Here is a 25834-nt window from a genome sequence, read left to right on the forward strand (position 1 = left end):
AAAGTACGTTTTGCTTCTGCTGCAAATGACTATGCATCAAACCGTTTGATGGATGTAGTGGGCGCACGTGACCGTGACCGTTTCGAATTCCCGTTAGACTTCGAAAAAATGAAAGACATCACTGTACCTGTATTATTGATTCACGGTACTCAAGACGTGGTGATTCCGGTTTCTCGTACTTGGGACATCCTGAACATCGTGCCAAATGCTGATGCACACATCTTCAGTCAATGTGGTCACTGGTCTCAAGTTGAAAAATCAGATGAGTTCAACACTGTGATCAAAAACTACCTGGCTGTACACGGCGTAAAATAAGTCGTACTCAGTTTAAAAAAAGGATGGCTTCGGTCATCCTTTTTTTCTTTCTAAAATATTAGATTTACAGCTGCCAAATGAACACCATTTCATTCAGTGAGTTTTTTAAACATTTTTAATGCTTTTTAGCTATTAATCAGAATTTCAAAAATTAAAAATGGGCCCTAGACTTCTTATTAGACTTAAGTTGTAAAAGAAGCCTAATTTGAGCAAAACTTAAACCTAATAAACCATGGTCGGAGATGTTGGAAGCCATGCTAGACGTGGTCTGTCATAGGAAAAATGAATATAAAATGAAATTTTGATCAGAAAAAATAAAAACAAAAAAGCACACGTATTCTTAGAGGAAATTACGTGTGCTGCTATAAAAATAGAAAATTAATGTGGTTCGTCGCGGTTAATGTCTAGGTAGAATACGCGAGTCAGGAGTTCTAGGAACTTCTTCACTGCGACTGAATTACTATCCTTACGATAGCTAACATAAAGATCTAAAAAGGGAAGCTCTACATCCAGCGGGCGGATCACAGTATTGTTTATGGTCAATGGCGCGATATAGCCTGGCAGGATGGTACAGCCCAAGCCCATACCAATCGAGTTGATATTGAATAGGATATTATCAGCCTTTTGGACAATATTAAATTCAATCCCGTTGGCTTTGGCAAAATCCAGAATAGTATGATGCAGGGTTTGTGACTGTTCTGCAGATGGAATAATAAAATCTATGCCATTCAGTAATTTAACTGAAATTCGGTCGTATTTTGCTAAAGGATGATCCTTCGGTAAAATGAAGATCAATGGCTCACGAATCACAAACTGGCTTTCAATTTCATCACTGTTGAAGTTATGACGGGTAAAGGTCAGATCTAGCTCACCTTTTTTGAGCAGTTTCATCTGTTCAGTGTTATTCAGGCTGAGCAGTTCAATTTTCAGGTCTGGATTTTGAACGCGCAGATTTGGCAGCACATAAGGGAAGATTTTCATCTCTGCTACAGGAACGAAACCAATGCGCAGCATCTGCTGCTTGGCTTGTGATACCTGGCGTGCCATGGCAATCGCTTTATCTGCTTGAGCCAGCGTCAGGCGTGCCTGTTCAAGGAATACAGCACCTTCTTCGGTCAGCTCTACTTTACGTTTGGTTCGGTTGAGTAGCTTTACCCCGACATCTTCTTCCAAATCTTTGATTTGCTGACTAAGTGATGGCTGAGCCGTGTAAAGTTTGAGTGCTGCCTTACTGAAGTTGAGTTCTTCAGCTACAGTAATGAAGTAGCGGAGGTGTCGTAATTCCATATCATCAGCCCGTCGAGTAATCCAAAAAATGTCTTACTATAATTTCAGAAGAGTATAATCTATAAACAACTATGTCGTGAAGATTATTTTGTCATTTAGAAAGTAAATGCCTTGGAGGGAGCGATTAGTGTTTTAATATAAAAATACACGCCTAGAATAATTGCTTAAAACTATTAATTGAAACAAAAAAAATATTTCCCCAAAACCGCCCTAAAATCCATCATCGTTGAAAAGTTGAGTCTATTACTTTGTGCCATAACTGGTCACAGGAGAGCTTTTCATGAGTGGAAAAATTGATGTGCGCGAAATCGACGCTTTAGTCGATGCACAAAATGGACGTATCACGCCATCTATCTATACAGATCCTGACATTTACGAATTAGAACTTGAACGTGTCTTCGGTCGTACATGGTTATTCCTTTGCCATGAAAGCCAAATTCCTAAGGCTGGCGATTTCTTCAATACCTACATGGGTGAAGATCCAATCATCGTGGCACGCCAAAAAGATGGCTCTATCAAAGCATTCTTAAACCAATGCCGTCACCGTTCTATGCGCGTAAGCTTCGCAGACTGTGGTAACACACGTGCGTTCACTTGCCCATACCACGGCTGGTCATACGGTATTGACGGTTCTCTAAAAGACATCCCGCTTGAAGATCGTGCTTACCCACATGGTGCATGTAAAGAGCAATGGGGTCTGGTTGAAGTGAATCGTGTGAAGTCTTACAAAGGCCTGATCTTCGGATGCTGGGATGAAACGACTCCAGATCTAGAAGAATACATGGGCGATATCGCTTGGTACCTGGACGGTGTAGTAGATCGTCGTGAAGGCGGTACTGTGATCGTTGGTGGTGTACACAAATGGGAAATCGAGTGTAACTGGAAATTTGCTGCTGAACAGTTCGCATCTGACCAATACCACGCGTTGTTCTCTCACGCATCTGCAATTCAGGTGCTGGGTGCGAAACCAGACGACGAATCATCTAAGAAATTAGGTGCTGCACAAACTGCTCGTCCAGTTTGGGAAACTGCGAAAGACGCGATCCAATACGGTTCACGCGGTCACGGTTCAGGCTTCTTCTTCACAGAGAAACCAGACGCAAACGTATGGGTTGACGGTGAAGTTGCCAACTACTTCCGTGAAACTTACGAAGAAGTGAAAGAACGCCTAGGTGAAACTCGTGCGCTGCGTCTTGCAGGTCACAACACCATGTTCCCTACATTGTCTTGGTTGAATGGTACTGCGACTCTTCGTGTATGGCACCCACGTGGTCCAAACAAAACTGAAGTTTGGGCATTCTGTATCTGTGATGCGGACGCGCCAGAAGATGTACAGGCAGCATTTGAACGTTCTGCTACTCGTGCTTTCGGTCCTGCTGGTTTCCTAGAGCAAGATGACTCTGAAAACTGGATCGAAATCCAAAAAGTTTTACGTGGTTATAAAGCGCGTCAAAACAAACTCATTATGGAAATGGGTAAAGGCAACGAAAAAGTACGTGAAGATGGTATCCCGGGTATCACCAACTACATCTTCTCTGAAACTGCAGCACGTGGTATGTACCGCCGCTGGGCAGATTTATTGATCCATGAAAAATGGGAAGACGTGGAAAAATCAGCTGACGAATATGAGAAGGAGCTTATGAAATGAGTCAAATCAGCTTAGAACTTCATCACCAAATTAGTCAGTTCCTGTATCGCGAAGCAAAATTGCTAGACGATTGGAAATTCCGCGAATGGTTGGATACGTTAGCTGAAGATATTTCTTACACGCTACGTACCACGCCAAACGCACAAACCCGTGACCGTCGTCGTTCAGTTGAACCACCTACCACTTGGGTGTTTAACGATTCGAAAGACCTTTTAGAACGTCGTGTAGCACGTCTGGAAACCGGTATGGCTTGGGCTGAAGAGCCTCCATCACGTACCACCCACATGGTGAGCAACGTGATCGTAGAGCCAACTGAAGTTGAAGGCGAATACGACGTGTACGTAACCTATTTGCTATATCGTACGCAAAAAGAGAAAGACATTGTCATTTACTGCGGTAAACGTCATGACAAGATCCGTAAAGTTGAAGGCGGCCTCGGCTTCCAGATCTTCAACCGTAAGATCACGCTTGATCAAGCGACATATAGCTCACATAACCTGAGTGTGTTCTTCTAATGAATAAGATTTTTGTTTGCCAAGTTGACGAATTAGACGAAGGCGAAGCGTTAAAAGTAGATTGTGGCGTAAACGGTATCGAAGCGCTGGCTGTATTTAACAATGGCGGTGAATTCTTCGCTATGAACGATAAATGCAGTCATGGTAATGCGTCAATGTCTGAAGGTTACCTTGAAGATGACGGTACTGTTGAATGCCCATTACATTCAGCTCGTTTCTGTTTGAAAACCGGTCAGGCGCTTTGCTTACCAGCAAACGACCCAATTCAAACATTCCCAGTTGTACTTGAAGATGGTGCGTTATACGTAGAGATGGCAGGAGAGTAATCATGGGTTGGCTACAAGGCGAAGTTGCACTGATCACTGGTGGTGGTTCAGGTCTCGGTTGGGCACTGGTAGAACGTTTCCTGGAAGAGGGCGCACAAGTGGCCGTTCTTCAACGTTCACAGTCTAAAGTCGATGCACTGAACGCACATTTTGGTGACCGCGTGCTGGCAATCGCAGGTGATGTGGCCAGCTATGAAGACAACGTCCGTGCTGTTCAAGCGACTGTAGAACGTTACGGTAAACTCGACTGTTTCGTGGGTAATGCCGGTATCTGGGATCACTATGCCGATATCGTCAATACGTCTGGTGAGCAGCTGGAAAAAGCCTTTGATGAAATCATGGGCATTAATACCAAGTCGCTGATCCTGGGTGCCAAAGCAGCGCTAGACGAGCTGATCAAGTCTGAAGGTTCTATCATATTTACTTTGTCTAATTCGGCACTGTACTCCGCTGGCGGAGGCCCTGTATACACTGCATCTAAGCATGCCGGGGTAGGTATTATGAAAGAACTGGCCTACGAGCTTGCGCCTAAAGTACGAGTGAACGCCGTTGCGCCATCAGGTATGAATGTGAATATCAAAGGTGCTGCATCTTTAGGTCAGGAAAATCTTGGCCTGCTCGATGCACGTGATCCTGAGAAAATCGCCCGTGGCATGCCACTGAATTTCTTACCTGAGCCGGAAGATATGACGGGTTCATATGTGCTCTTGGCATCTCGTCAAAATAACCGTCCACTGACTGGTGTTCTGATCAATGCAGAATGTGGTCTGGGGATTCGTGGTTTACGTCAACCACGTGCCGGTTTCTTTGACGAATAAAAATCTAGTCTAAATCAAATAGACTTACCGGCAGCCTCCTCTTGGCTGCCTTCCTTTTAAGGAGTCTCTCATGGCCGTTAAACTTATTTGTGCATCGCACAGTCCTTTAATGGAATTTGCTTCACCGCAAGACAAGGCACAAGAACAAAAAGTTCGTGATGCTTTTGAAAAATTGTCTGCTGAAGTAAAAGCTTACGACCCAACCCTGATCATTACTTTCGGTCCTGACCATTTCAATGGTTTCTTCTATGACCTGATGCCAAGTTTCTGCGTGGGTATCCGTGCAAAAGCAGCAGGTGACTGGGACTACGGTAAAGACAACGACCATATCGATGTACCTGAAGACAAAGCTTTGGGCTTGGTTCGTCGTGTACTCGATGAGGGCGTGGACGTTGCGTATTCTTACCGTATGCAAGCCGACCATGGCGTGACTCAGCCATTGCACTTCCTGTGTGAAGGCAAACTTGATCGTTATCCAACGATTCCAATTTTCATTAATGGTGCTGCAGCACCAATGCCAACGACTAAGCGTACGATCGCTTTAGGCCGTGCTGTAGGTCAATTCATCAAGTCTTTAAACCTTGAAAATGAACGTGTCCTTGTTTTAGGTACAGGTGGTCTGTCTCATGATCCACCAACACCACAAATGGGTTCAGTGCCACCAGAAGTTGAAGAATTCCTGATTGCAGGTCGTAATCCAAGCTCTGAAGCACGTGAAGCACGTCAAGCAAAAATTATTGCAGTCGGTCAAAAATTGGCTGCTGGTGATACCTCTGTTGCCGTTCCACTCAGCCCTGAATGGGATATCGCATTGCTTGAAAAATTCAAGAATGCTGATTTTGCTGCGATGGAAGCAATGACAGAAGCTGAAATCCGTCGTGACGGTGGTCGTGGTGGTCAAGAAGTTCGCTCATGGATGGCTGCATTTGCTGCCTTAAGTGAAATTGGCGAATACGACATGACAACACACTGCTATGAAGACATCAGTGAATGGATTGCAGGCTTCGGTATCGTATCTGCAGAGCTAAAAGGTTAATTTACACATGAGCAACATCGAAACCATCGTGATAGTGGGTGCTGGCCAAGCTGGTGCAAGTGCAATCCTAGAACTTCGTGCTAACAAATTCGAAGGTAAAATCATTCTGATTGGTGATGAAACGCATCTTCCTTATGAGCGTCCGCCACTGTCTAAAGACGTGATTTTGCGTCCTGAAGAAACCAAGATCGAAATTTTGTCAGAAGAAAAACTGGCAGAACTTGGGGTTGAAACCATCCGTGGCAATGGCGTGCAAAAAATTAACGCTGAGGCTAAAACGGTTGAACTTCAAAATGGTGACGTTGTTGCTTATGACAAATTGCTTCTTGCAACAGGTGGTGCGGCACGTCGTTTGCCAAACTTCGATGCACTTGGCAAACACGTTTATACGCTGCGTAACCTTGAAGACTCACAAGCTTTAGTTCCGGTATTACAACCAGGTCGCCGTTTAATCTTAATCGGTGGTGGCGTAATCGGTCTTGAGCTTGCTTCATCTGCACGTTTTAAAGAATGTGAAGTGACCGTGATTGAAATGGGTCCAATGGTGATGGGTCGTTCATCGCCACGCATCCTGAGCGAATTCTTGCTTGAACAGCAAAAATTAGCAGGTGTGGATGTTCGTCTTTCAACTTCAATTGCAGACTGCAAATTGGATGGCGAAGAAATCGTGGTGACATTGGGTGACGGCGAAGAACTTCGTGCAGATGCTGTAGTGTACGGTATTGGGATTGTGCCAAATGCACAGCTTGCGGTTAAAGCAGGTCTAGACGTTGATCTTGCAATTAAAGTCAACGAGAACTGCCAAACCTCAAATCCTGACATTTATGCAGCGGGTGATGTGGCAACTCAACTTCGTAACTGCGGTAACCACCGTCGTGTAGAAACCTGGGAAAATGCCAACCTGCAAGCAGGCATCTTTGCGCGCCATGTGATGGGCGTTGAGCATCCGACTCCAAATCCAGCATGGTTCTGGACAGATCAGTTGGACATCAACTACCAGTTCGTGGGTGACATGGCTGCTGCTGAATGGCAAGTTCGCGGTGAAATCAATCCAGAGCTTCGCGCTGAATCATCATTCGTGATGTTTGGTGTGACTGATGGCGTTATTGTTGGCGGTATTACTGTAAATGCGGCAAAAGAAATGCGTCACCTGAAAAAGCTGATCAGCAAGAATGCAGCGTTTGAAGCAGACAAATATTTAGATCTCAGCCAGGATCTTCGTAAACTTGTGAAATAACTTTGTTTTATTGATAAGTTTACAAAAGGGCAGACCTTGGGCAACTTGGGTCTGCTTTTTTATGAGTATTAAAAAATATTGAAAGATGTAGGGACTTGATTATGATGAGCAGTTATCATGACCTCCAATTTTGATTTTACTTATATAAGTTATAGAGTAGGTGCTTTTACTTTTAAAAGATGAGCCATATATGGCGCAAGGTAACAAAAATCTTTTGAGCATTTGAGGCTACTTCCCTGTATCCCAAAAGCTCGAGCGGCATCCCTGCCACCATCAGTATTGTCGATTGTGGATTTGAACGAGAAGTTAGTTCAATTCTTTCTAAAAAAATTTAATTGAGTCTTTTATGAATTCAAATTCATCTCCCATGCTGGTGACGGCAAGTATTTATGCCTTGCTGGTGCTGATCTGGGCAGCAACGCCACTTGCGATTGTCTGGAGTGTGGCGGAAGTGCATCCCATGTGGGTGCTGATCATCCGTTATTTTGGTGCGTCCCTGATTGCCTTAGCCCTACTTAAAATCATGCGTGATCCGCTGCCATTTGACGCAGTGTCCATGAAAAGTTATTTGGCAGGTAGCTTGAACTTGATTGGCGCACAGCTGTTTATTTATCTTGCTGCCAATTACTTAACTTCAGGTTTGATGGCATTAATTTTTGGCTTGTCACCGCTGATTGCGGGTTTAATCGGTCATGTGATTTTAAAGACTCATAAATTGGTGTGGTTGCAATGGCTCGGTATGGCGGTTGCGGTGAGTGGCTTAACGTTTGTATTTGCCGACTCTGCTGAAAGCAATGTGAATCCTTGGGGCGTGGTACTGATGGTGATTAGTATGATCTCTTATATCAGCTCCATTTTTTGGGTCAAACAAATTAATGCACCACTGAAACCAATGTCACAAGCCACGGGTTCTCTGATTGTTTCAGCGCTAGGTTCCTTGGCATTGATTCCCTTTATTTGGCAACATTTTCCGACTCAAATACCAAGTACCAATGCCATCATTGGGTTTGTCTTTACTATGATTTTGTCGTCCATTGTGGCAATGCTGTGCTACTTCTGGCTGATTCGCCGTTTAGCCGCGTCCACCGTATCCCTCAGTAATGTGATGACGCCAATCATTGCCCTGATTCTCGGTGCAACCCTGAATAACGAAGTGATCAGCAGTCATGCCTTTGCCGGAATTGCCGTGGTGATGTTCGGGATCGTGATGTACTTCTGGAAAGAATGGCGCGAGCAGTATTTTTCTAAATCTTAAAATAGATTGTTCAAGTTAAATTCAGACCTAAAAGGAAGCTTTGGCTTCCTTTTTTATTTTTGCAGTTTTAGATGCAGAATTGGGTAGGGATTACCTTCAGCATCGGTTTCTGAACGGCTGATCATCTCGAAACCATGTTTTAAATAGAAAGCAGTCGCATCAGGATTCTGCTCATTCACATCGACTTCAGTCACACCTAGAGCAAGCGCATGTTGTAATAACTGGCTGCCTATGCCTTTTCTAAATGCCGCAGGAGAGACAAACAGCATTTCCAGTTTGTTGCCTGCAATGCCCATAAAACCCAGAATCTGCTGCTGATGTTCCACATGGAACAATTGCACGTGGGTGAAATAATTATGATCAATAATCTGCTGACGGATCTTTAGGATCTGCGCGTCATTTAGGAAATGATGCGTAGCACGGACGGATTGTTCCCACAATTCTAGGAGCTGAGGATGCCGATCGGCAGAAGTATGGACAATTACAGGCATGAAGATTCCGATTAAAAATGAGAACAACAAAACAATAAACAATTTATCGCAGCAGTTTATTAAGATGCAAAGAGATAAAATGAAAAATCAAATAGATCCATCTGTTTGAGAAAAAAATTAGGACAAATTTGAATGTCGTCTGAATCGAATAAAATTGTGGTATATGCAGCGCTGTTTGGTAATCTGGCAATCGCGCTGGTGAAATTTGTCGCAGCCTATATCACCAACAGTTCTGCCATGCTGAGTGAGGCGATTCACTCGGTTGTTGATACACTGAATGAAATTCTGCTGCTGTATGGTATGAAAAAGGCTGAGCAGCGCCCTGATGCCTTGCATCCTTTCGGCTATGGACGTGAACTGTACTTCTGGGCCTTTATCGTGGCCTTGATGGTCTTTGCTCTAGGTGCCATTGTGTCGATCTATCAGGGCATCCAGCACATTATTCATCCTGAAGAAATGCAGGATCCGATGATCAACTACGTGGTGCTCGGTATTGCCATTCTATGTGAAGGTTTTTCATGGTTTGTCGCATTGAAAACATTCCGAAAAATGAAAGGGAAAATGGGCTATTTTGAAGCCTTTAGACGCAGCAAAGACCCAACAACCTTTACCGTGTTATTTGAAGATACAGCTGCATTGATCGGTCTGTTTATTGCCTTGACCGGTATCTTCCTGGCACATCAACTGAATATTCCTGAGCTGGATGGCGCAGCTTCAATTCTGATTGGTGTTGTGCTGGCGGTATCGGCCTGGTTGCTGGCACGTGAAACCAAAGGCTTATTGCTAGGTGAAACAGCAGATCCTAGACTGCGTGAAAATGTACTTAACATTGCCCAGCAGGATACTGCGGTCTATAGCGCCAATGGGGTGCTGACTGAGCAAATGGGCGCGCATCAGGTGATTGCCTCCTTAAGTCTGGAATTCAAAGACGATCTGACTTCTGATGAAATCGAAGCTTGCGTCAACCGGATTGAAGCGCAGATTAAACAGCTACACCCGGAAATTATTACCCTGTTTGTGAAACCTCAAACCAAAGCGGTATGGCTGGAACGTACCCAGGGACGTGTATAAAAAAGCTATTTTTTTAATTGATATGGATAGAAAATATCTTCAAATAGCAGCCTTTTAAACTGCATATTCAGATCACTGTTTTAAATAGGCGCAGCGGCGTTTGCTTTTGCCAATAACATCCCTAAAGACAACAGTAGGCAGACACAAAAGTGCGTCTTGAACTAAAAAATCTCAAGATTCAAATCAATCTTTGTAATGATTGATAGACTCATGTTGTCGCTGGAGCGCCTTTCTTACATCTATGTTCTATAACTTTAGTCGAATAACAAAAGCAATCTTGAAGATGGTTTAATTTTCATCAACTCACCAGTTCTCTGCAATTTCCCCTAGAAAATTGCAAAAAATAAATAATGAATGAATTTACAAGCTTTTAGATAGAAGAAAACGATGGTTTGTATTCATAAAAATTGTTTTAGCTTGTCACATAAAAGGGGTATGTTGAAGTAAATAAGATGTTTAAACAGTTCAGATCAAACAGACTTTATAAAGTTTTGGAGCTACAAAATGACACAAGATTTGCAAGCATCCGGCTGCCCATTTCATCAAAAACACGAAGGTACAGCGGCAAGCAATGCCAGCTCACACAATACGGACTGGTGGCCAAATGCGCTTAACCTCGACATTCTTTCTCAACACGATAGAAAAACCAATCCTTTTGATCCCGACTTTGATTATAAAGCAGCATTTAATTCCCTTGACCTTGAAGCAGTAAAACAAGACCTGCGTGAACTGATCACGACCAGCCAGGCATGGTGGCCAGCAGATTATGGCAGCTATATTGGTATGTTTGTTCGTACTGCCTGGCACCTGGCAGGTTCTTACCGTAAGCAGGATGGACGTGGTGGTGCCAATACGGGTAATCAGCGTTTTGCACCGTTGAACAGCTGGCCCGATAATGTCAATACCGATAAAGGCCGTCGTCTGTTATGGCCGATCAAGAAAAAATACGGTAACAAGCTCTCTTGGGGTGACCTGATTATCCTCGCAGGGACAGTGGCCTATGAAGTTGCAGGTTTGAAAACTTTCGGTTTTGCTGGTGGTCGTGAAGATATCTGGCATCCTGAAAAAGATGTGTACTGGGGTGATGAACGCCAATGGTTGGCACCGACCGAAAGCCGTTATGAAAATAACCAAGATCGTTCAACGCTAGAAAATCCTCTTGCTGCGGTGCAAATGGGTCTGATCTATGTCAATCCTGAAGGAGTGGATGGTGTACAGGATCCTTTACGTACGGCACAGGATATGCGTGTCACTTTCGACCGTATGGGCATGAATGACGAAGAAACAGTTGCCTTGACCGCAGGTGGTCATACCGTAGGTAAGTCACACGGTAATGGTAAAGCAGATTTGCTTGGACCAGATGTTGAAAGCGCAGATATCGAATTTCAGGGCTTGGGCTGGCATAACCCGGAAGGGACTGGTAACGCGGCGAATACTATGGTCAGTGGTCTGGAAGGTGCCTGGACCACCAACCCAACCAAATGGGACAATGAATTCTTCTATCTGCTGCTCAACTATGAATGGGAAAAAACTGTTAGCCCGGCAGGCGGGAAACAGTGGGAACCGATTAACATCAAGGAAGAAGACAAACCATTTGATGCACATGATACCAGTGTACGCCGTAATCCGATGATGACCGACGCTGACATGGCACTGAAAATTGATCCGAAATACCGTAAAATTTCCGAGCGTTTCTACCGAGATCCGGCTTATTTCTCTGAAGTATTTGCACGCGCATGGTTTAAACTGACCCACCGTGATATGGGGCCAAAATCCCGTTATCTTGGCCCAGACGTACCAGCTGAAGATCTGATCTGGCAGGACCCAATTCCAAAAGTGGACTACACCTTGTCTGAGGCTGAAATTGAGGAACTCAAAGCAAAATTACTGATTAGTGGTTTAACCCCAACCGAACTGATCAATACGGCTTGGGATAGTGCACGTACTTACCGTGGTTCGGACTATCGTGGTGGTGCCAATGGAGCGCGTATCCGTCTAGAGCCACAACGTCAATGGGAAGGGAATGAACCGGAACGCCTGAATAAAGTATTGAACAAACTTGAAGAGATTCAGGCGGGTCTTGAGAAGAAAGTCAGCATTGCCGATCTGATTGTATTGGGCGGTAGCGCAGCAATTGAACAGGCAGCCAAAGCAGCAGGTGTAAATATCAAGGTGCCATTTACACCAGGCCGTGGCGATGCATCTCAGGAACAGACGGATGCCTATTCATTTGAAGACCTGTTACCGAAATATGATGGTTTCCGTAACTGGCTAAAAGATGAATATGTGGTTCAGGCTGAAGAGCTGCTAGTCGATCGTGCACAACTGTTAGGGCTGACTGCACCTGAGATGACTGCGCTAGTTGGGGGGATGCGTGTACTCGGAACCAACTATGGTGGTGCGCCAGAAGGTGTCCTTACCAACAATGTTGGTGTCTTAAGCAATGACTTCTTTGTGAACCTGACGGATATGAACTATCAATGGAAAGCAACTGGCCGTAACCAGTATGACATTGTTGAACGTGCGACAGGTGTGAAGAAATGGACTGCAACACGGGTAGACTTGGTCTTTGGTTCGAATTCGATTCTTCGTGCTTATGCAGAAGTATATGCTCAGGATGACAATAAAGAAAAATTCGTGCGTGACTTTGTCAAGGCATGGGTCAAAGTTATGAATGCAGACCGTTTTGATGTGAAGCGATAATTTTTCGATCTTGAAATAGGAAACCGGTCGTAGGGCCGGTTTTTTATTACCTGAATTTTTATTGGTTGATCAGTTCATAGAACGACCAGTCATGAAAAATAGATGGTCTTACTGAAAACTTAATAGGTATTTGCCACTTTTTCTCTATACTGGACTGAAAACCACACAACAAAAATTAAGATTAAGGAAGAGAAGATGAACACATGGACAACCCATCAGATCAGCAATCAGTTTGATGAAAAACAGGACTATAACCTGTTTGCAACTGATACCACTTTGCAGGAAATTTTGCAGAGCTATGGTAGTCAGGATCAGACAATTTTAAATGAAATGGGGCAGGTGGTAGGTTCATCAGAATATTATCAATATGCCGATCTGGCAAACCGACATACGCCTATTCTGCATGCTTTTGATGCCAGGGGGCGCCGTCGTGATTACATTGAATTTCATCCTGCATGGCATCAATGGATGCGCATCAATCGTCAGTTTGATAGTCATGCACATCCTTTTAATCAGGCTGAATCAAAATCTAAATGGGTCGACTGGGCAGCACGGTTTTACCTGAGTGGACAGGTAGAATGTGGCAGTCTGTGCCCAACTTCGATGACCCTTGGCAGTATTCCCTTGATCCAGCGTGAACCGGAACTTTGGGCCAAAATCGGCGATAAATTATTATCTACTGAATACGATAAACGTGATCTGCCGATTGCCCAAAAAAAATCAATCTGGCTGGGTATGGGGATGACTGAAAAGCAGGGCGGTTCCGACGTTCGGGCGAATGAAACCTTTGCCGTGCCCATCGGCGAATCAGGTCGAGGGCAGGCTTATCTGCTGACCGGCCATAAATGGTTTTTTTCAGCACCGATGTGTGATGCCCATCTGGTCGTGGCGAAAACTGAACAGGATGGTCTGGCCTGTTTCTTTGTTCCACGTTGGCGTGAAGATGGAACCAAGAATAATATTCATGTACAGCGACTCAAAGACAAAGTTGGGAATCGTAGCAATTCCAGCTCGGAAGTTGAGTTTCAGGAAGCTTGGGGCATCATGATCGGTGAAGCAGGACGGGGTATCCCAACTATTATTGAAATGGCGAACTACACCCGTCTGACCTGCTCGGTTGGCAGTACTGCGATGTTACGTCAGGCGCTGGTGCAATGTCTGGCCTATACCCGACAGCGTAAGGCTTTTGGCAAGCATCTGGCAGCACAGCCCTTAATGCAGGCAGTGCTGGTTGATCTGGCACTGGAAACAGAAGCGGCAATACAGCTGAGTTTCTATCTGGCTTCCTGTTATGAAAATGATAATGCCTTGTCACTGGCCTGGAAGCGGATTATGACCCCGGCTTCCAAGTTCTGGATCTGCAAACGCGCCGTAGAGCTGACCGGTGAAACCATGGAAATCTTTGGTGGTAATGGCTATGTCGATAATGGCATCATGGCACGAATTTTCAAAGAAGCTCCGGTGAATACCATTTGGGAAGGCTCAGGCAATGTCATGTGTCTGGATGTACTGCGTGCCATTGGTCGTGAACCGGAATCGATTGACATACTGTTTCAGGATCTGGCTGCTACTGCAATACAGGATGAAATACTGAAACAGGAACTTCAAACGCTGTTTAAACTGTTCCAGCAGCCTGCAGATGAACTGCAATTTATGGGGCGCAGTCTGGTCAGCCGTTTAACTCTTTTAGCTCAAGCTGTATTACTGAAGCGTCATGCACCTGAATTTATTTTTAATGCATTTATTCAGACCCGATACAGCAAGTTTCATGGACGAGTAGTAGGTATGATGAGTGCCAAGCAAGTAGATGTAGAAAGGATTTTGGAACGGGCTTTAGCTCAAGACTCATCTTCATAAAATATTAAAAAGGAGGAGAGAATAGCTTCTTGTTAAAAGTTATTCTCAAATCCTGAAAATATTGAAAACCACTTGAAATATACTGAATAGAGCGCAATATATGCACAGTGTAAATTCAGATGCTATGTTAAAAAATGGGTGAAAAGATGGCAAAGAAAAAGCAGCTGCCAGAAGCAGTGATACATAACTTTGTGGCCAAACACATGCATGAGGTCAACAAAAGCCAGGTGTTTACAGACCGCAAAAAAGATGCAAAACGTGGCTATAGCAAGCACAAAAAAGGGAGATACTCAAATGACTATCTCCCTTTTTATTTATGGCAGTTTTGCTAAATTTAACGGCCTAAGCTCCCACGATTCGGGTCGCGCCTTTCACCATATCTCCCAGACCATGCGTGCGGAAATAATGTTCCATCCAGCTTTTTACGACCAGCGGATTATCCAGTTTCAGCACATGTTCCAATAAGTCCTGAGCATCCGGCATTGGGACATGACAAATCGTCTTACGCACCCGCAAAATATTACTTGAACTCATTGACAGGGTATTAAAGCCCATGGCCATCAGCAGCACAGCCGAGATCGGATCACCTGCCATTTCTCCGCAGATACTGATCGGTTTTTCATTACGATGACAATCCTGTACCAAACGGGTCAGGGCACGCAAAACGGCAGGGTGCAAATGCGAATAAACGTTGGCGACACGCGGGTTATTACGATCCACTGCCAGTAAATATTGGGTCAAGTCATTAGAGCCGACCGAGAAGAAGTCGACAAATTCAGAAAATTCATCAATCTGATACAGGACACTCGGCACTTCTAGCATGATACCAATTTTAGGCTTGGTGATCTTGACCTGTTCTTCTTCCTGGACTGCAACCCAGTCACGTTCCAGCAAATATAGTGCTTCTTCTACTTCGCTGACACTGGTGATCATTGGTAGCAGGATATGTAGATTATTCAGTCCAATACTGGCTTTTAACATCGCACGAATTTGCGAAGAGAAAATTTCTGGATGATCGAGGGTAAAACGAATCCCGCGCCAGCCCAATGCCGAATTTTCTTCTTCAATCGAGAAATATGGCAGGTCTTTATCTGCCCCAATATCGAGGGTACGCATCACCACCGGTTTGTTGGCGAAATGAGTAAGTTGCTGGCGGTAAATGGCACGCTGTTCTTCTTCACCCGGGAAGCGGTCTCGCAGCATAAAGGGAATTTCAGAACGGTATAAACCGACGCCTTTGGCACCGCGCTGTACACCGCGTACCACATCAATCATCAAGCCTGTATTCACGAACAAGCGTACAGCCACACCATCTGGGGTAATCGCATCCTTGGTTTCATACTGACGCAGATCTTTGGCGAGCTGTTCTTCTTCTTTCTGAATTTCTTTATAACGGGTACGCAGACGACGTGGCGGATTGATAAATACCCGACCCTGATGCGCATCAACAATCATTTCGACATCATCAAGGGTATTGATAGGTAATTCGGTCACACCCACTACGGTCGGAATGCCGAGTGCACGCGCGACAATCACCATATGTGAATTCATTGCACCTTCAGTGGTGACAATCGCTGCAATTTTATCAACGGGTAATTCTACCAGCGCTGCGGTCGAGATTTCCTCGCCAATCAGGATGCTTTCATCGGTCAGTTCACGATGGCTTTCATCAGCTTCCTGTAATTTAGCCAGAATCCGGCGGCCTAAATCTTTCAGGTCAGCAACACGTTCACGTAAATAGTCATCTTCCATCTGGGCAAACTGCGCCACATGGTTTTCAATGACAATTCGTACTGCTCCTTGCGCCCAGTGACCTTCACGGATCAGTTCCTTGATTTCAGCTGGCAGGGCATTTTCGTCCAGCATACGCAGGAACACACTGAACAGTGCACGTTCCTCAGCCATGAGAGCATCCTGCATCTTGTCATCGAGAGACTGGATTTCCTCACGTACGGAATTTAGCGCGTTGTCGAGCAGGGAAAGCTCTTCGCTGATGTCATCCGCTTCACGATCCGGAACAGCACCCAGATCCGCAGGCGGATAAAGAATCACGGCACGACCTAGAGCAATACCACCTGAACCTGATACGCCCTGGAAGGTTTTATAAGCAGGCAGATTGCTAGGTTTGCGGAACACGTCAATATTGCCGACTGCATGGGCATGAGCAATCACACCAGAGAGCTGAGCACAGAGCGTCACTAAGAAGGATTCAGCAGCTTCTGAGAAATCCTGAGGTTCTTTATTCTGAACAACAAGAACGCCCATGACCTTACGGCGGTACATGACCGGAACGCCAAGGAAAGAGTTATAAATTTCTTCCCCCGTTTCAGGTAGATAAAGGAAGCGTTCATGTTTCGGAGCATTGTCGAGGTTGACGATTTCCTCGCGCTGTCCGACCAGCCCCACCAGACCTTCACCAGTTTGCAGCGACACATGGCCCACTGCTTCAGGTTTTAGGCCCTTAGATGCCATCAGTAGATAGCGCTGGTTGCGCTCATCCAGCAGATAAATGGAGCAGACGTCGACCTGCATCGCCTGAGCTACCTGATTAACCATAATGTCGAGCGATTCATGCAAACTGGCTGACGCATTGATCTCTTGAACAATACGTCTCAGGGTCTCCAGTTGCATATTCGACATTCGCGCTGCTCCTTCGTAATTTAGGGTCCGGTATCTTCTTTATTTATAACAATAACTGCCTAAAAAATCTGCATATTTATGCAATTCTTAAGGTTTTTCCTTGGGAAGTTGCTGACACAGTTCTACCATGGCCTTGCGGTATACGTCACGTTTAAAATTCACGACCTGACCGAGCGGGTACCAGTAACTGACCCACTGCCATTGATCAAATTCGGGCGGGTCAGACAGATCAAGCTGAATGTTCTGTACTGACGCCGTCAATTTGAGTAAAAACCACTTTTGTTTCTGGCCGATACACACCGGATCTGAATCCGTACGAATGTACCGGTGCGGCAAACGATAACGCAGCCAGCCTTTGGTTTGCGCTATAATTTGGACATGTTCGGGCAGTAAGCCGACTTCTTCTCTCAGCTCACGGTAGAGTGCCTGCTCAGGGGTTTCTCCATATTGGATACCTCCTTGTGGAAATTGCCATGCATTGTGTCCAATGCGCTTCGCCCATAAAACCTGTCCAGCATCGTTTGCCAAAATGATCCCGACATTCGGTCGGAAACCTTCAGAGTCGATCATTTGGCACCTAATATTGTGTAATTTATGCCTTTGCCCTCGGGGATTTTTATTTCTGTATCCAGCACGAAAAAAGCAAAGTTTAAAAATGTTAAAATTGCTATGATCTTAACGAATTTCTATCGACTAGCGGAGATAGATTTACAATTTTTTTCTTAAATTTCAGTTTTTACGAGTATTTTCATGAAATTGGCGCTATTTGATCTCGATCACACCTTGTTAAATACAGATTCGGATCATTCTTGGGGAGAGTTCTTGGTCAACGAGGGCCTGGTTGACCCTGTTCATCACCGTGCCATGAATGACAAGTTCTATGAAGATTATAAAAAAGGTCAGCTGGACCCCTATGCCTATAATGAATTTGTCTTTGAATTTTTAACCAAACATGACAATGATTATCTGACTGAACTACATCAACTCTTCATGCAAAAAGTCATTCGTCCGCAAATGCGTCCAGAAGGTTTTAAGGCAATTGAACGTCACCGTGAAGCAAGACATGAATTGGTCGGTATTACCGCAACTTCTGACTTTATTACTGCGCCAATTTTCCGTGAATTTGGCATTAATGAAATTATCGCGACGAATGCTGAAATTGTTGATGGTAAATATACCGGTAAAGTGATCAATACTGCCTGTTACCAGAAAGGCAAACTGATCCGCCTGGAACAGTGGCTGGAAGGCCGTGATGTGACCGAGTCCTGGGCCTATTCGGATTCAATCAATGACCGTTTCTTGCTGGAACATGCTGATCATGCCATTGCAGTCAATCCGGATGATCGTTTAGAAGCACTGGCGAAAGAGCAGGGCTGGGAAATTCAGGACTGGTCGATTTAATCATCTGAAGCGAGCAAATCTGTGAAGCACAACCCAGGTTGTGCTTTTTTATGTGCACAGATTCAAGGTGAAAAATAAACTATTGTCACACTCGCTCACTGCAGCTCATGCTAAGCTTAACTTGCATAATGAGAATAAGGGAAACTCAGAGGTAGTTGAAATGAATAAAGTAAGACCACGCATGACGCACCTATTTGAACAGTTGGGCCTGGATGCCAGTGAGGAAGGAATTGCAACCTTCATTAACGATCATCAGCTGCATAAGGATTTTAATCTGCTGGATGCACCCTACTGGTCTGAGGCACAGCGCCAGTTTCTCGCTGAAAAGATTGCGTCTGATGGTGAATGGGCCATCGTGGTAGACCAACTGAATGAATCCCTGCATGAGGATGCGACCATCGAAATCTGAATGTATCTTAAAACCAAAAGCCAGTCTGATGACTGGCTTTTTATTTGATTTTGGCATCTTAACGTATGCGTTTCCATAAAGTGACCTGTGACAGGGTATGCTGATATTTACGCGCTGTTTCACGGATCACAAAAGGAATATCTATAGGTTCAGCCAGCATTTCAAAATGTGGACTCAATAATTCCTGTATTCCATCTAAGGTCGTACAATTTTCTCCAGCCCGCTGAAAACCGCCCAGCCATTCACTACGCGCGGTATGTTCGTCCAGCCAGGTATAAGGTGAAGCCAGCATCAGAATACCGCCAATATTCAGTCGCTGATGAATCTCGTGCAAAAAGGCTTTAGGGTGGTGCAGCCGGTCAATCAGATTGGCTGCCAGAATGAAATCATATTCCTTAAATTGCGGTTTTAGATTACAGGCATCCGCCTGATAAAACTCGACCTTGTGAGCAACCTGATCAAGTCCAGTCTCTTGCAGTGAACAGGATTTATATTCGACCAGTTCACCTTCAACCGGAATGGTATAACCTAAAGTTGCACCTTGCGCTAAGGCTATACCTTGCTGAATAAAACGTGCCGAGAAATCTAGACCTGTTACCTGTTCAAAATGCTGCGCCAGTTCAAAGCTGGCGCGTCCTGTGGCACAGCCAAGATCAAGTGCCTTTTTTCTGGCAGTTTCTACAAAATAAGGCTGGGCGAGGATAATGAGAGACCTGGCAAAATTCGGAACGCCCAAATACTCCTGACCATACTGAAATTCCAGATACTGCGAAATCAGTTCATCTGTCTGATAATGTGAATGATAAGGTGAAACTGGTTCATCTGATCCAGCCACATAGCGAAAACCCGCATGCTGGAAAAAGTGTCGTCTAAAGGCATAGCGGGAACTATGCAAAGCTTCATTACCCCCCGAAATCCAGGAACCGCCTTTAATCAGATTATGCCGATCATCGAAGGTTGGGGTACTAAAGTCATCATAAATTGGATGGACCTGAAAACCTTCAAAGGGATAGATTGCAGTTTCAGTCCATTGCCAGACATTGCCTTGTACATCATAAAACTCGCCTTGCTGGAACTGATATACCGGACAAGGATTAGGTGCATGTTGCAAGGCAATATTGGCTTCTAAAGGCAGCAGTCGTTTAGGATCCAGGCCGACATGGTCATACAGCCGATACCATTCATCTTCGTTCGGCAAACGGATTGATTCACCGGTTTGTAGTGATTTCCAGTTACAAAAGGCTTTAGCTTCGTGGTAATTCACCTCGACTGGCCAATCCCACGGCATTGGAATTTCTTCCAGCATGATACGTAAATGCCAGCCATCCTCTTTTTTAGTCCAGAAGCTTGGATGTTGCGCTTCAATAAATTCCAGCCAGGCTTTACCTTCTTCACTCCAGTATTCTGACTGCTGATAACCATCAGCTTCGACAAAGTTGAAAAATTCCTGATTGGACACCAGAAATTGTGATGCCTGAAACTCGTTGATTTCAGCTTCATGCAGACCGTATTCATTGTCCCAGCCATAATATGGGTCAGTGAAATTTTTATTCAGTCGAACCGTTCCCGCAGGAACAGGAAGAAGCTGATTTTCTGGTGCAGGGCCAGTCAGGATTCGAGCATGCCATAGTGGATGATTTTGCACATATTGCAGTTGATGTTGTCGAATCAATACTGACGAAGTTTCCAGATGGATCCGTTCATGTTCAATGCTCATCAGGATCGACCACCATGGACTCTGCCAGTTGAGAGGGAGTTCTAGAGGTGCATTTTCTATGATCTTCAGTACCAAGGCTCGTACCCGGTGCCGATACGCTTTTACTTCACTGACTTCAGGCCAGTCATAATTCTGATCATCCAGATCGTCCCAGCTCATCTCATCTACACCGATGGCAAAGATACTTTCCATATGTGGATTCAGCTGTTGAGGAATCAGTTTGCTAAGCAGCAGTTTATTGACAAAAAAGGTAGCAGTATGACCGAAATAGAAAATCAGCGGATGACGCAGGCTAATCGGTTTGACATAAAATGCTTCTTTATTGCGCAGACAGTCAAACAGGGATTCATAGGTGTCAAAGGTATTCAGGAAATATTCACGAATCACATGGCGCGCTGTGGAAATGTCTTCAAAGTTTAAATTAGGTGTTGGAAGCAGGCGAATTTTGCCCTGTTGCCAAGGGCTGTCGTCTGCTAAATATGTAGGTGACTTACTATTTGGCTGGTTAGGTTTAAATAAGGTTGAATCGGGCTGCATCCATCAGACTCCATTAAGAATTTTAAGATATTCCACTGGTAAGTCCGCGCAGGGAATATCTTAAACTTAATGCAAAGCAGGATGCAGTTGTTGCTCATTTAGGTAACAAAATGCTGCGAATTGAATCCATCGCAGCCTCTTATTTTAAAAATGAAGCAACTTAGAGTTTAGGCTGTTGCATTAACTCAACCAGGGCCTGTGCAGCTTTGGACTGGGTACGTCCCGGATGCCAGACCATGCCAAGCTGGCGATTCATTTCCAGAGGAATATCCAGCTGTTGCAAGTCATGATTTACAAGAGTTTGTGGTAGTACTGACCAGCCCAGACCAATGGAAACCAACATGCGGATCGATTCGAGTGGATTATTACTCATGGTGATTTTTGGTTTGACGCCACGTTTCTCAAACTCTGCCATGGTAATTTGCGTGGTATAGGTTTGTGCAGACGGTAACAGGCTCGGGTAATGCACCAGATCTTCCAGTGACAGATTCTTCTGCTGGGCCAATGGATGAAATGGAGCAACTACAAACACCAATGGATCGTTCCAGATAGTCACATAGTTCAGCCGTTCATCGCCATGTGGAGGTAAAGTCAGGAAAGCCAGTTCCAAGTCACCGGCAATCACCTGTTCATGCGCCTGTTCAGAATCGACAAAGTGCACATCCAGGGTCACATCCGGATATTGCAGTACATACTGACGCAAATGTGCTGGAAGGTGATGCAGACCAATATGATGACTGGTACCAATTTTCAGTTTGCCCTGAATCTGGCCTTGTTCATGACTGAGGGTATGATGAATATCGCCCAGTTCATTCAGCCAGTTTTTCACTTTCGGTAACAGCGAATGCGCGGCATGGGTTGCTTGTACACCACGACCCGCTGATTCAAACAGCTTGACTCCAAAATACTCTTCCAGACTATGAATCCGTTTGGTCACGGCGGGTTGAGTAATAAAAAGCTGATCTGCTGCCAGAGAAATTGATCCAGTTTCCATGACTTTTACAAAGGCTTCAAAGGCTGCGAGATTCATCTTAATCACCTATAAAGATTTTTTATGCGTATCTCTATTGTTGTAATATTTTAAGAATAAATCAAAGGAAAAGTTGTATCTATTGCTGTAAAATCCGACATTCATTGATTGCTAATACAATAGATCGATGGAAATGGCGGCTTGAACCCAGAAAAATATTTTATAAAAATCGGATATGCATCAATAAAAAAAGCCACCGAGGGTAAGCGGTGGCAAAACGAGGAATAAGGACAGAAAAGAATTTAGGCTGTGATTTCCTCATTATTGTTCTGTTCAGATTTAGCCTCCCAGGCTTTTTCGTGGAAGAAGAAAGCAACAGCCTGAACAGTCGGTTCTAATAAACTTAATGCAATTGCCATGGCTAAACTACCCGTCACAAAATAACCGACTAACATGGCTACCGTGATGTGCATGATGTAGTAGCTCAAGGTTTTCTTGAACATACGCTGATTATCTACAACAAATTTTTGAACGTGTGCCATGTCGATATTCCTCAAAAAATAAATTCAATGTTTCTGTATGAATAAATAATAATAATTCTCATTTAATTTGTAAAAACGTATATTTTGCAAAAAATGATCGGAAAATTAGATTAAATAAAAATCAATATCGGTATGTTTAGAATCCAATTTTAAAGATTCCAAAAAGTTTATTAACTAATAAAAATGATAAATTAGATTTATGTGAACGCAGCGATATAATCAAAATTAGAGATAGAATTTACCCAGTCCAGTGGAGTACATCGACATGGCAGGCGAGACCCAAACAGCAAAAACATTATACGATAAGTTATGGGATGACCATTTAGTAAAACAGCGTGACGATGGTTCAGTTTTACTTTATATCGACCGTCATTTATTGCATGAAGTTACTTCTCCGCAAGCATTCGAAGGCTTACAACTGGCGGGTCGTAAACCATGGCGTTTAAGCGCGAACGTGGCGACGCCAGACCATAACGTACCGACTTCTACCAAAGAACGTTCAGAAGGTATTTCTGGGATTGAAGATGAAACTTCACGTATCCAGGTACAAACCTTAGATGACAACTGTAAAACCTTTAATGTGGTGCAGTTTGACATTAATGATGTTCGCCAAGGTATTGCACATGTTGTGGGTCCAGAACAGGGTTTGACCTTGCCAGGCATGACGGTGGTATGTGGTGACTCACATACTGCAACGCATGGTGCTTTCGGCTGTTTGGCACATGGTATCGGAACTTCTGAAGTTGAACATGTATTGGCAACCCAATGCCTGGTTCAAAAGAAAATGAAAAACATGCTGGTGCGCGTTGACGGTAAACTGGGTCAAGGCATAACTCCAAAAGACGTGGTTTTAGCCATTATTGGCAAAATCGGGACTGCGGGCGGTACAGGCCATGCCATCGAATTTGGCGGTCAGGTCTTCCGCGACATGTCGATCGAAGGCCGTATGACTGTATGTAATATGGCGATCGAAGGCGGTGCCCGTGTTGGTATGGTCGCAGTCGATGATAAAACCATTGAATATGTGAAGAACCGTCCATATGCACCGAAAGGTGAGCAGTGGGATCAAGCAGTTGCTTACTGGAATACCTTGCATTCTGATGAAGGCGCACACTTTGATACCGTTGTGGTATTACAAGGTGAAGAGATTGAGCCACAGGTATCTTGGGGTACTTCTCCTGAAATGGTGATTCCAGTCTCTCAAGCAGTTCCAACGTTGGAACAAGCCAAAGATGACGTACAACGCAATGACTGGACACGTGCTTATCAATACATGGGTTTAACTGCTGGTCAGGCCTTGTCTGATATCCGGTTAGACCGTGTATTTATCGGCTCTTGTACCAATTCACGTATTGAAGATATTCGTGCTGCGGCTGAAGTGGCGAAAGGTAAAAAGGTTGCACCGAGCATTAAACAGGCGATGGTCGTTCCAGGTTCTGGTTTGGTCAAAGCACAAGCTGAAGCTGAAGGTTTAGATAAAATCCTGATTGAAGCAGGCTTTGAATGGCGTGAGCCGGGTTGTTCAATGTGTTTGGCCATGAACGCTGATAAGTTACAGCCGGGCGAGCATTGTGCATCTACCTCGAACCGTAACTTCGAAGGTCGTCAGGGCAATGGCGGTCGTACCCATTTGGTGAGCCCAGCAATGGCAGCAGCAGCAGCAATTGCCGGTCACTTTGTTGATGTACGTTCATTCTAATCGGCTAATAGGAGCAAAGACATGAAAGCTTATACCGTTGAACAAGGTATCGTTGCACCATTAGACCGTGCCAATGTAGATACCGACTTAATTATTCCAAAACAGTTTTTAAAATCGATCAAACGTACCGGTTTTGGTGAAAATTTATTTGATGAATTGCGTTACCTGGATGAAGGTTATTTAGGTCAGGATAATTCAAAACGTCCCTTAAACCCTGATTTTGAGTTAAACAAACCACGTTACCAAGGTGCATCAATTTTAATTTCACGTGCAAACTTCGGTTGTGGTTCAAGCCGCGAGCATGCGCCATGGGCATTGAATGAATACGGTTTCCGTACCGTCATTGCACCAAGCTATGCGGATATTTTCTTCAATAACAGCTTTAAAAACGGCATGTTGCCAGTAATTCTGCCTGAAGAAATTGTTGACCAGTTATTTAAAGAATGTGCTGCGACTGAAGGTTATCAGTTAACAATTGATCTTGCAGCGCAAGAAGTACGCACACCATCTGGTGAAAGTTTCAAGTTTGAAGTTGATCCATTCCGCAAGCATTGTCTTTTAAACGGTTTGGATGACATCGGTTTAACTTTGCAGGATGCCGATGCGATTCGTGCTTATGAAGAAAAAACCAAACAATCGCGCCCTTGGGTATTTGCAGAAATTAGTGGCTAAATCTAGTTAAATTGTCATAGCGGGAAAGTCTAACCCTTGCTAATATCGTGAAATCATGGAAATTTCGTTTGGGTTAGACATTCAGCATGGCCAGCTATTGGAAACAGTTATTTGCATTGGGTACGGTTTCGATGTTAATGACAGCATGTCAGACCATCGATACGATACAGTTGAAGAAATTGACAGATTCGGCTGTAAATAGTTCAGATGCCCTGATTTATTGTTCAGGTACCCACGATTGTAATTTTGAACGTATGGATGATATCAAGATCATCAATGCTGAAAAACGACATGTGGAGAGTGAAGCGCTCAAGCTCAAGCTTGTGCGTTTACAAGCAAAAAGCCTGAAAGAGCCTAATCCGGTTTACCTGTCGGTACCCGCGGGGCAGCATGAACTGGTAGTACGCTTTTATCCGATTAGTCCGGATAAGGCCGAAGTTCTACATGTATTCCAGAACTTTCAGGCCAAGCATAAGTACACCTTTAAGATGTATCGTCAGCGCTCGACTCGAAACACCAGCTTATTGCAGGCCTCTGCACCGGATCCACTGTGTGTAGATCTATTGCAAAACACCAAAATAATTCGACGCTTCTGCAAGCCATACAATGTTGAAACTGGCATTGCCGAGTTTGTAGAACAGAAAATTTAACCCAGTCAGCGAAATGCTGACTTTATAAATGGAATATC

Annotated in this window: 24 protein-coding genes; 17 read left to right on the forward strand and 7 right to left on the reverse strand. The window is 44.3% G+C overall.

All coding sequences use genetic code 11. The features are described 5' to 3' along the window. Nucleotides 1-315 (forward strand): alpha/beta fold hydrolase (locus B4033_RS07990; protein ID WP_286833037.1); only part of this gene is annotated, 315 nt, incomplete at its 5' end. A gap of 378 nt (nt 316-693) precedes the next feature. Here the strand turns inward: B4033_RS07990 and hcaR are convergent. After that, nucleotides 694-1602, reverse strand: a complete 909-nt coding sequence (gene hcaR / locus B4033_RS07995) for a DNA-binding transcriptional regulator HcaR (protein ID WP_286833038.1) — start codon at nt 1600-1602, stop codon at nt 694-696. Between the two features lie 280 nt (nt 1603-1882). Here hcaR and hcaE point away from each other — a divergent pair, with 280 nt between their 5' ends. The 7 genes from hcaE to B4033_RS08030 all read left to right on the forward strand — a co-directional run bounded on the left by hcaE (nt 1883) and on the right by B4033_RS08030 (nt 8437). Continuing rightward, a complete protein-coding gene (hcaE, locus tag B4033_RS08000; RefSeq protein WP_286833040.1) occupies nt 1883-3250 on the forward strand; it encodes a 3-phenylpropionate/cinnamic acid dioxygenase subunit alpha in 1368 nt (455 codons plus the stop codon). Continuing rightward, a complete protein-coding gene (hcaF, locus tag B4033_RS08005; RefSeq protein ID WP_004647365.1) occupies nt 3247-3765 on the forward strand; it encodes a 3-phenylpropionate/cinnamic acid dioxygenase subunit beta in 519 nt (172 codons plus the stop codon). Before hcaE ends, hcaF begins: the two co-directional genes overlap by 4 nt. Continuing rightward, the gene (hcaC, locus tag B4033_RS08010; RefSeq protein WP_286833043.1) at nt 3765-4091 is read left to right on the forward strand and encodes a 3-phenylpropionate/cinnamic acid dioxygenase ferredoxin subunit; all 327 of its coding nucleotides are present in this window, start codon (nt 3765-3767) and stop codon (nt 4089-4091) included. Before hcaF ends, hcaC begins: the two co-directional genes overlap by 1 nt. A gap of 2 nt (nt 4092-4093) precedes the next feature. Further along, nucleotides 4094-4909 carry a 3-phenylpropionate-dihydrodiol/cinnamic acid-dihydrodiol dehydrogenase gene (gene hcaB, locus B4033_RS08015; RefSeq protein ID WP_286833044.1) on the forward strand — a complete coding sequence of 272 codons (816 nt, stop codon included), beginning with the start codon at nt 4094-4096 and terminating at the stop codon, nt 4907-4909. 70 nt (nt 4910-4979) lie between these two features. Continuing rightward, a complete protein-coding gene (locus tag B4033_RS08020) occupies nt 4980-5945 on the forward strand; it encodes a 3-carboxyethylcatechol 2,3-dioxygenase (RefSeq protein WP_103800296.1) in 966 nt (321 codons plus the stop codon). A gap of 7 nt (nt 5946-5952) precedes the next feature. Next, nucleotides 5953-7182 (forward strand): 3-phenylpropionate/cinnamic acid dioxygenase ferredoxin--NAD(+) reductase subunit, encoded by a 1230-nt coding sequence (hcaD, locus tag B4033_RS08025; protein ID WP_286833046.1) that lies wholly within the window; start codon nt 5953-5955, stop codon nt 7180-7182. A gap of 346 nt (nt 7183-7528) precedes the next feature. Next, nucleotides 7529-8437 (forward strand): DMT family transporter, encoded by a 909-nt coding sequence (locus tag B4033_RS08030; RefSeq protein WP_286833048.1) that lies wholly within the window; start codon nt 7529-7531, stop codon nt 8435-8437. Between the two features lie 53 nt (nt 8438-8490). Here B4033_RS08030 and B4033_RS08035 read toward each other — a convergent pair whose 3' ends face one another. Further along, a complete protein-coding gene (locus B4033_RS08035) occupies nt 8491-8928 on the reverse strand; it encodes a GNAT family N-acetyltransferase (protein ID WP_004781822.1) in 438 nt (145 codons plus the stop codon). Between the two features lie 132 nt (nt 8929-9060). Between B4033_RS08035 and B4033_RS08040 the strand changes: the two genes are divergently transcribed. From B4033_RS08040 to B4033_RS08055, 4 genes are all read left to right on the forward strand, one after another. Beyond that, on the forward strand, nt 9061-9999 hold the full coding sequence (locus B4033_RS08040) for a cation diffusion facilitator family transporter (protein ID WP_286833073.1): 939 nt from the start codon (nt 9061-9063) through the stop codon (nt 9997-9999). 504 nt (nt 10000-10503) lie between these two features. After that, on the forward strand, nt 10504-12702 hold the full coding sequence (gene katG, locus B4033_RS08045; protein ID WP_286833075.1) for a catalase/peroxidase HPI: 2199 nt from the start codon (nt 10504-10506) through the stop codon (nt 12700-12702). A gap of 195 nt (nt 12703-12897) precedes the next feature. Next, entirely contained in the window at nt 12898-14559 is a 1662-nt protein-coding gene (locus B4033_RS08050; protein WP_286833076.1) for an acyl-CoA dehydrogenase family protein, read from the forward strand. A gap of 146 nt (nt 14560-14705) precedes the next feature. Beyond that, nucleotides 14706-14891: a DUF7230 family protein gene (locus B4033_RS08055; protein ID WP_286833077.1), complete on the forward strand. Its 186-nt coding sequence runs from the start codon at nt 14706-14708 to the stop codon at nt 14889-14891. Between the two features lie 10 nt (nt 14892-14901). On the opposite strand, the gene ptsP is transcribed toward B4033_RS08055, so the two are convergent. Both ptsP and B4033_RS08065 read right to left on the reverse strand, forming a co-directional pair. Next, the gene (gene ptsP / locus B4033_RS08060) at nt 14902-17199 is read right to left on the reverse strand and encodes a phosphoenolpyruvate--protein phosphotransferase (RefSeq protein WP_286833079.1); all 2298 of its coding nucleotides are present in this window, start codon (nt 17197-17199) and stop codon (nt 14902-14904) included. 87 nt (nt 17200-17286) lie between these two features. Beyond that, the gene (locus tag B4033_RS08065) at nt 17287-17769 is read right to left on the reverse strand and encodes an RNA pyrophosphohydrolase (protein ID WP_004813339.1); all 483 of its coding nucleotides are present in this window, start codon (nt 17767-17769) and stop codon (nt 17287-17289) included. A gap of 180 nt (nt 17770-17949) precedes the next feature. Between B4033_RS08065 and B4033_RS08070 the strand changes: the two genes are divergently transcribed. Both B4033_RS08070 and B4033_RS08075 read left to right on the forward strand, forming a co-directional pair. Beyond that, the gene (locus B4033_RS08070) at nt 17950-18600 is read left to right on the forward strand and encodes an HAD family hydrolase (RefSeq protein ID WP_286833080.1); all 651 of its coding nucleotides are present in this window, start codon (nt 17950-17952) and stop codon (nt 18598-18600) included. Nucleotides 18601-18760: 160 nt separating this feature from the next. Further along, nucleotides 18761-19009 (forward strand): DUF2789 family protein, encoded by a 249-nt coding sequence (locus B4033_RS08075; protein WP_004813337.1) that lies wholly within the window; start codon nt 18761-18763, stop codon nt 19007-19009. A gap of 58 nt (nt 19010-19067) precedes the next feature. On the opposite strand, the gene ovoA is transcribed toward B4033_RS08075, so the two are convergent. The 3 genes from ovoA to B4033_RS08090 all read right to left on the reverse strand — a co-directional run bounded on the left by ovoA (nt 19068) and on the right by B4033_RS08090 (nt 22775). Then, the gene (ovoA, locus tag B4033_RS08080) at nt 19068-21263 is read right to left on the reverse strand and encodes a 5-histidylcysteine sulfoxide synthase (RefSeq protein WP_286833082.1); all 2196 of its coding nucleotides are present in this window, start codon (nt 21261-21263) and stop codon (nt 19068-19070) included. A gap of 160 nt (nt 21264-21423) precedes the next feature. Next, complete coding sequence (locus B4033_RS08085; protein WP_004813333.1) at nt 21424-22293, reverse strand: LysR family transcriptional regulator; 870 nt, start codon at nt 22291-22293, stop codon at nt 21424-21426. A gap of 242 nt (nt 22294-22535) precedes the next feature. Further along, nucleotides 22536-22775 carry a DUF2061 domain-containing protein gene (locus B4033_RS08090; protein WP_008303316.1) on the reverse strand — a complete coding sequence of 80 codons (240 nt, stop codon included), beginning with the start codon at nt 22773-22775 and terminating at the stop codon, nt 22536-22538. A gap of 265 nt (nt 22776-23040) precedes the next feature. On the opposite strand from B4033_RS08090, the gene leuC reads away from it, so the two are divergent. From leuC to B4033_RS08105, 3 genes are all read left to right on the forward strand, one after another. Beyond that, nucleotides 23041-24474: a 3-isopropylmalate dehydratase large subunit gene (gene leuC / locus B4033_RS08095; RefSeq protein WP_286833083.1), complete on the forward strand. Its 1434-nt coding sequence runs from the start codon at nt 23041-23043 to the stop codon at nt 24472-24474. Nucleotides 24475-24495: 21 nt separating this feature from the next. Continuing rightward, nucleotides 24496-25146 (forward strand): 3-isopropylmalate dehydratase small subunit, encoded by a 651-nt coding sequence (gene leuD, locus B4033_RS08100; protein ID WP_286833084.1) that lies wholly within the window; start codon nt 24496-24498, stop codon nt 25144-25146. Nucleotides 25147-25232: 86 nt separating this feature from the next. Next, nucleotides 25233-25796, forward strand: a complete 564-nt coding sequence (locus B4033_RS08105; RefSeq protein WP_004890345.1) for a hypothetical protein — start codon at nt 25233-25235, stop codon at nt 25794-25796. Nucleotides 25797-25834: the final 38 nt, after the last annotated feature.

The sequence above is a fragment of the Acinetobacter sp. UBA3132 genome (assembly GCF_002364825.1).
Lineage (GTDB): Bacteria > Pseudomonadota > Gammaproteobacteria > Pseudomonadales > Moraxellaceae > Acinetobacter > Acinetobacter schindleri.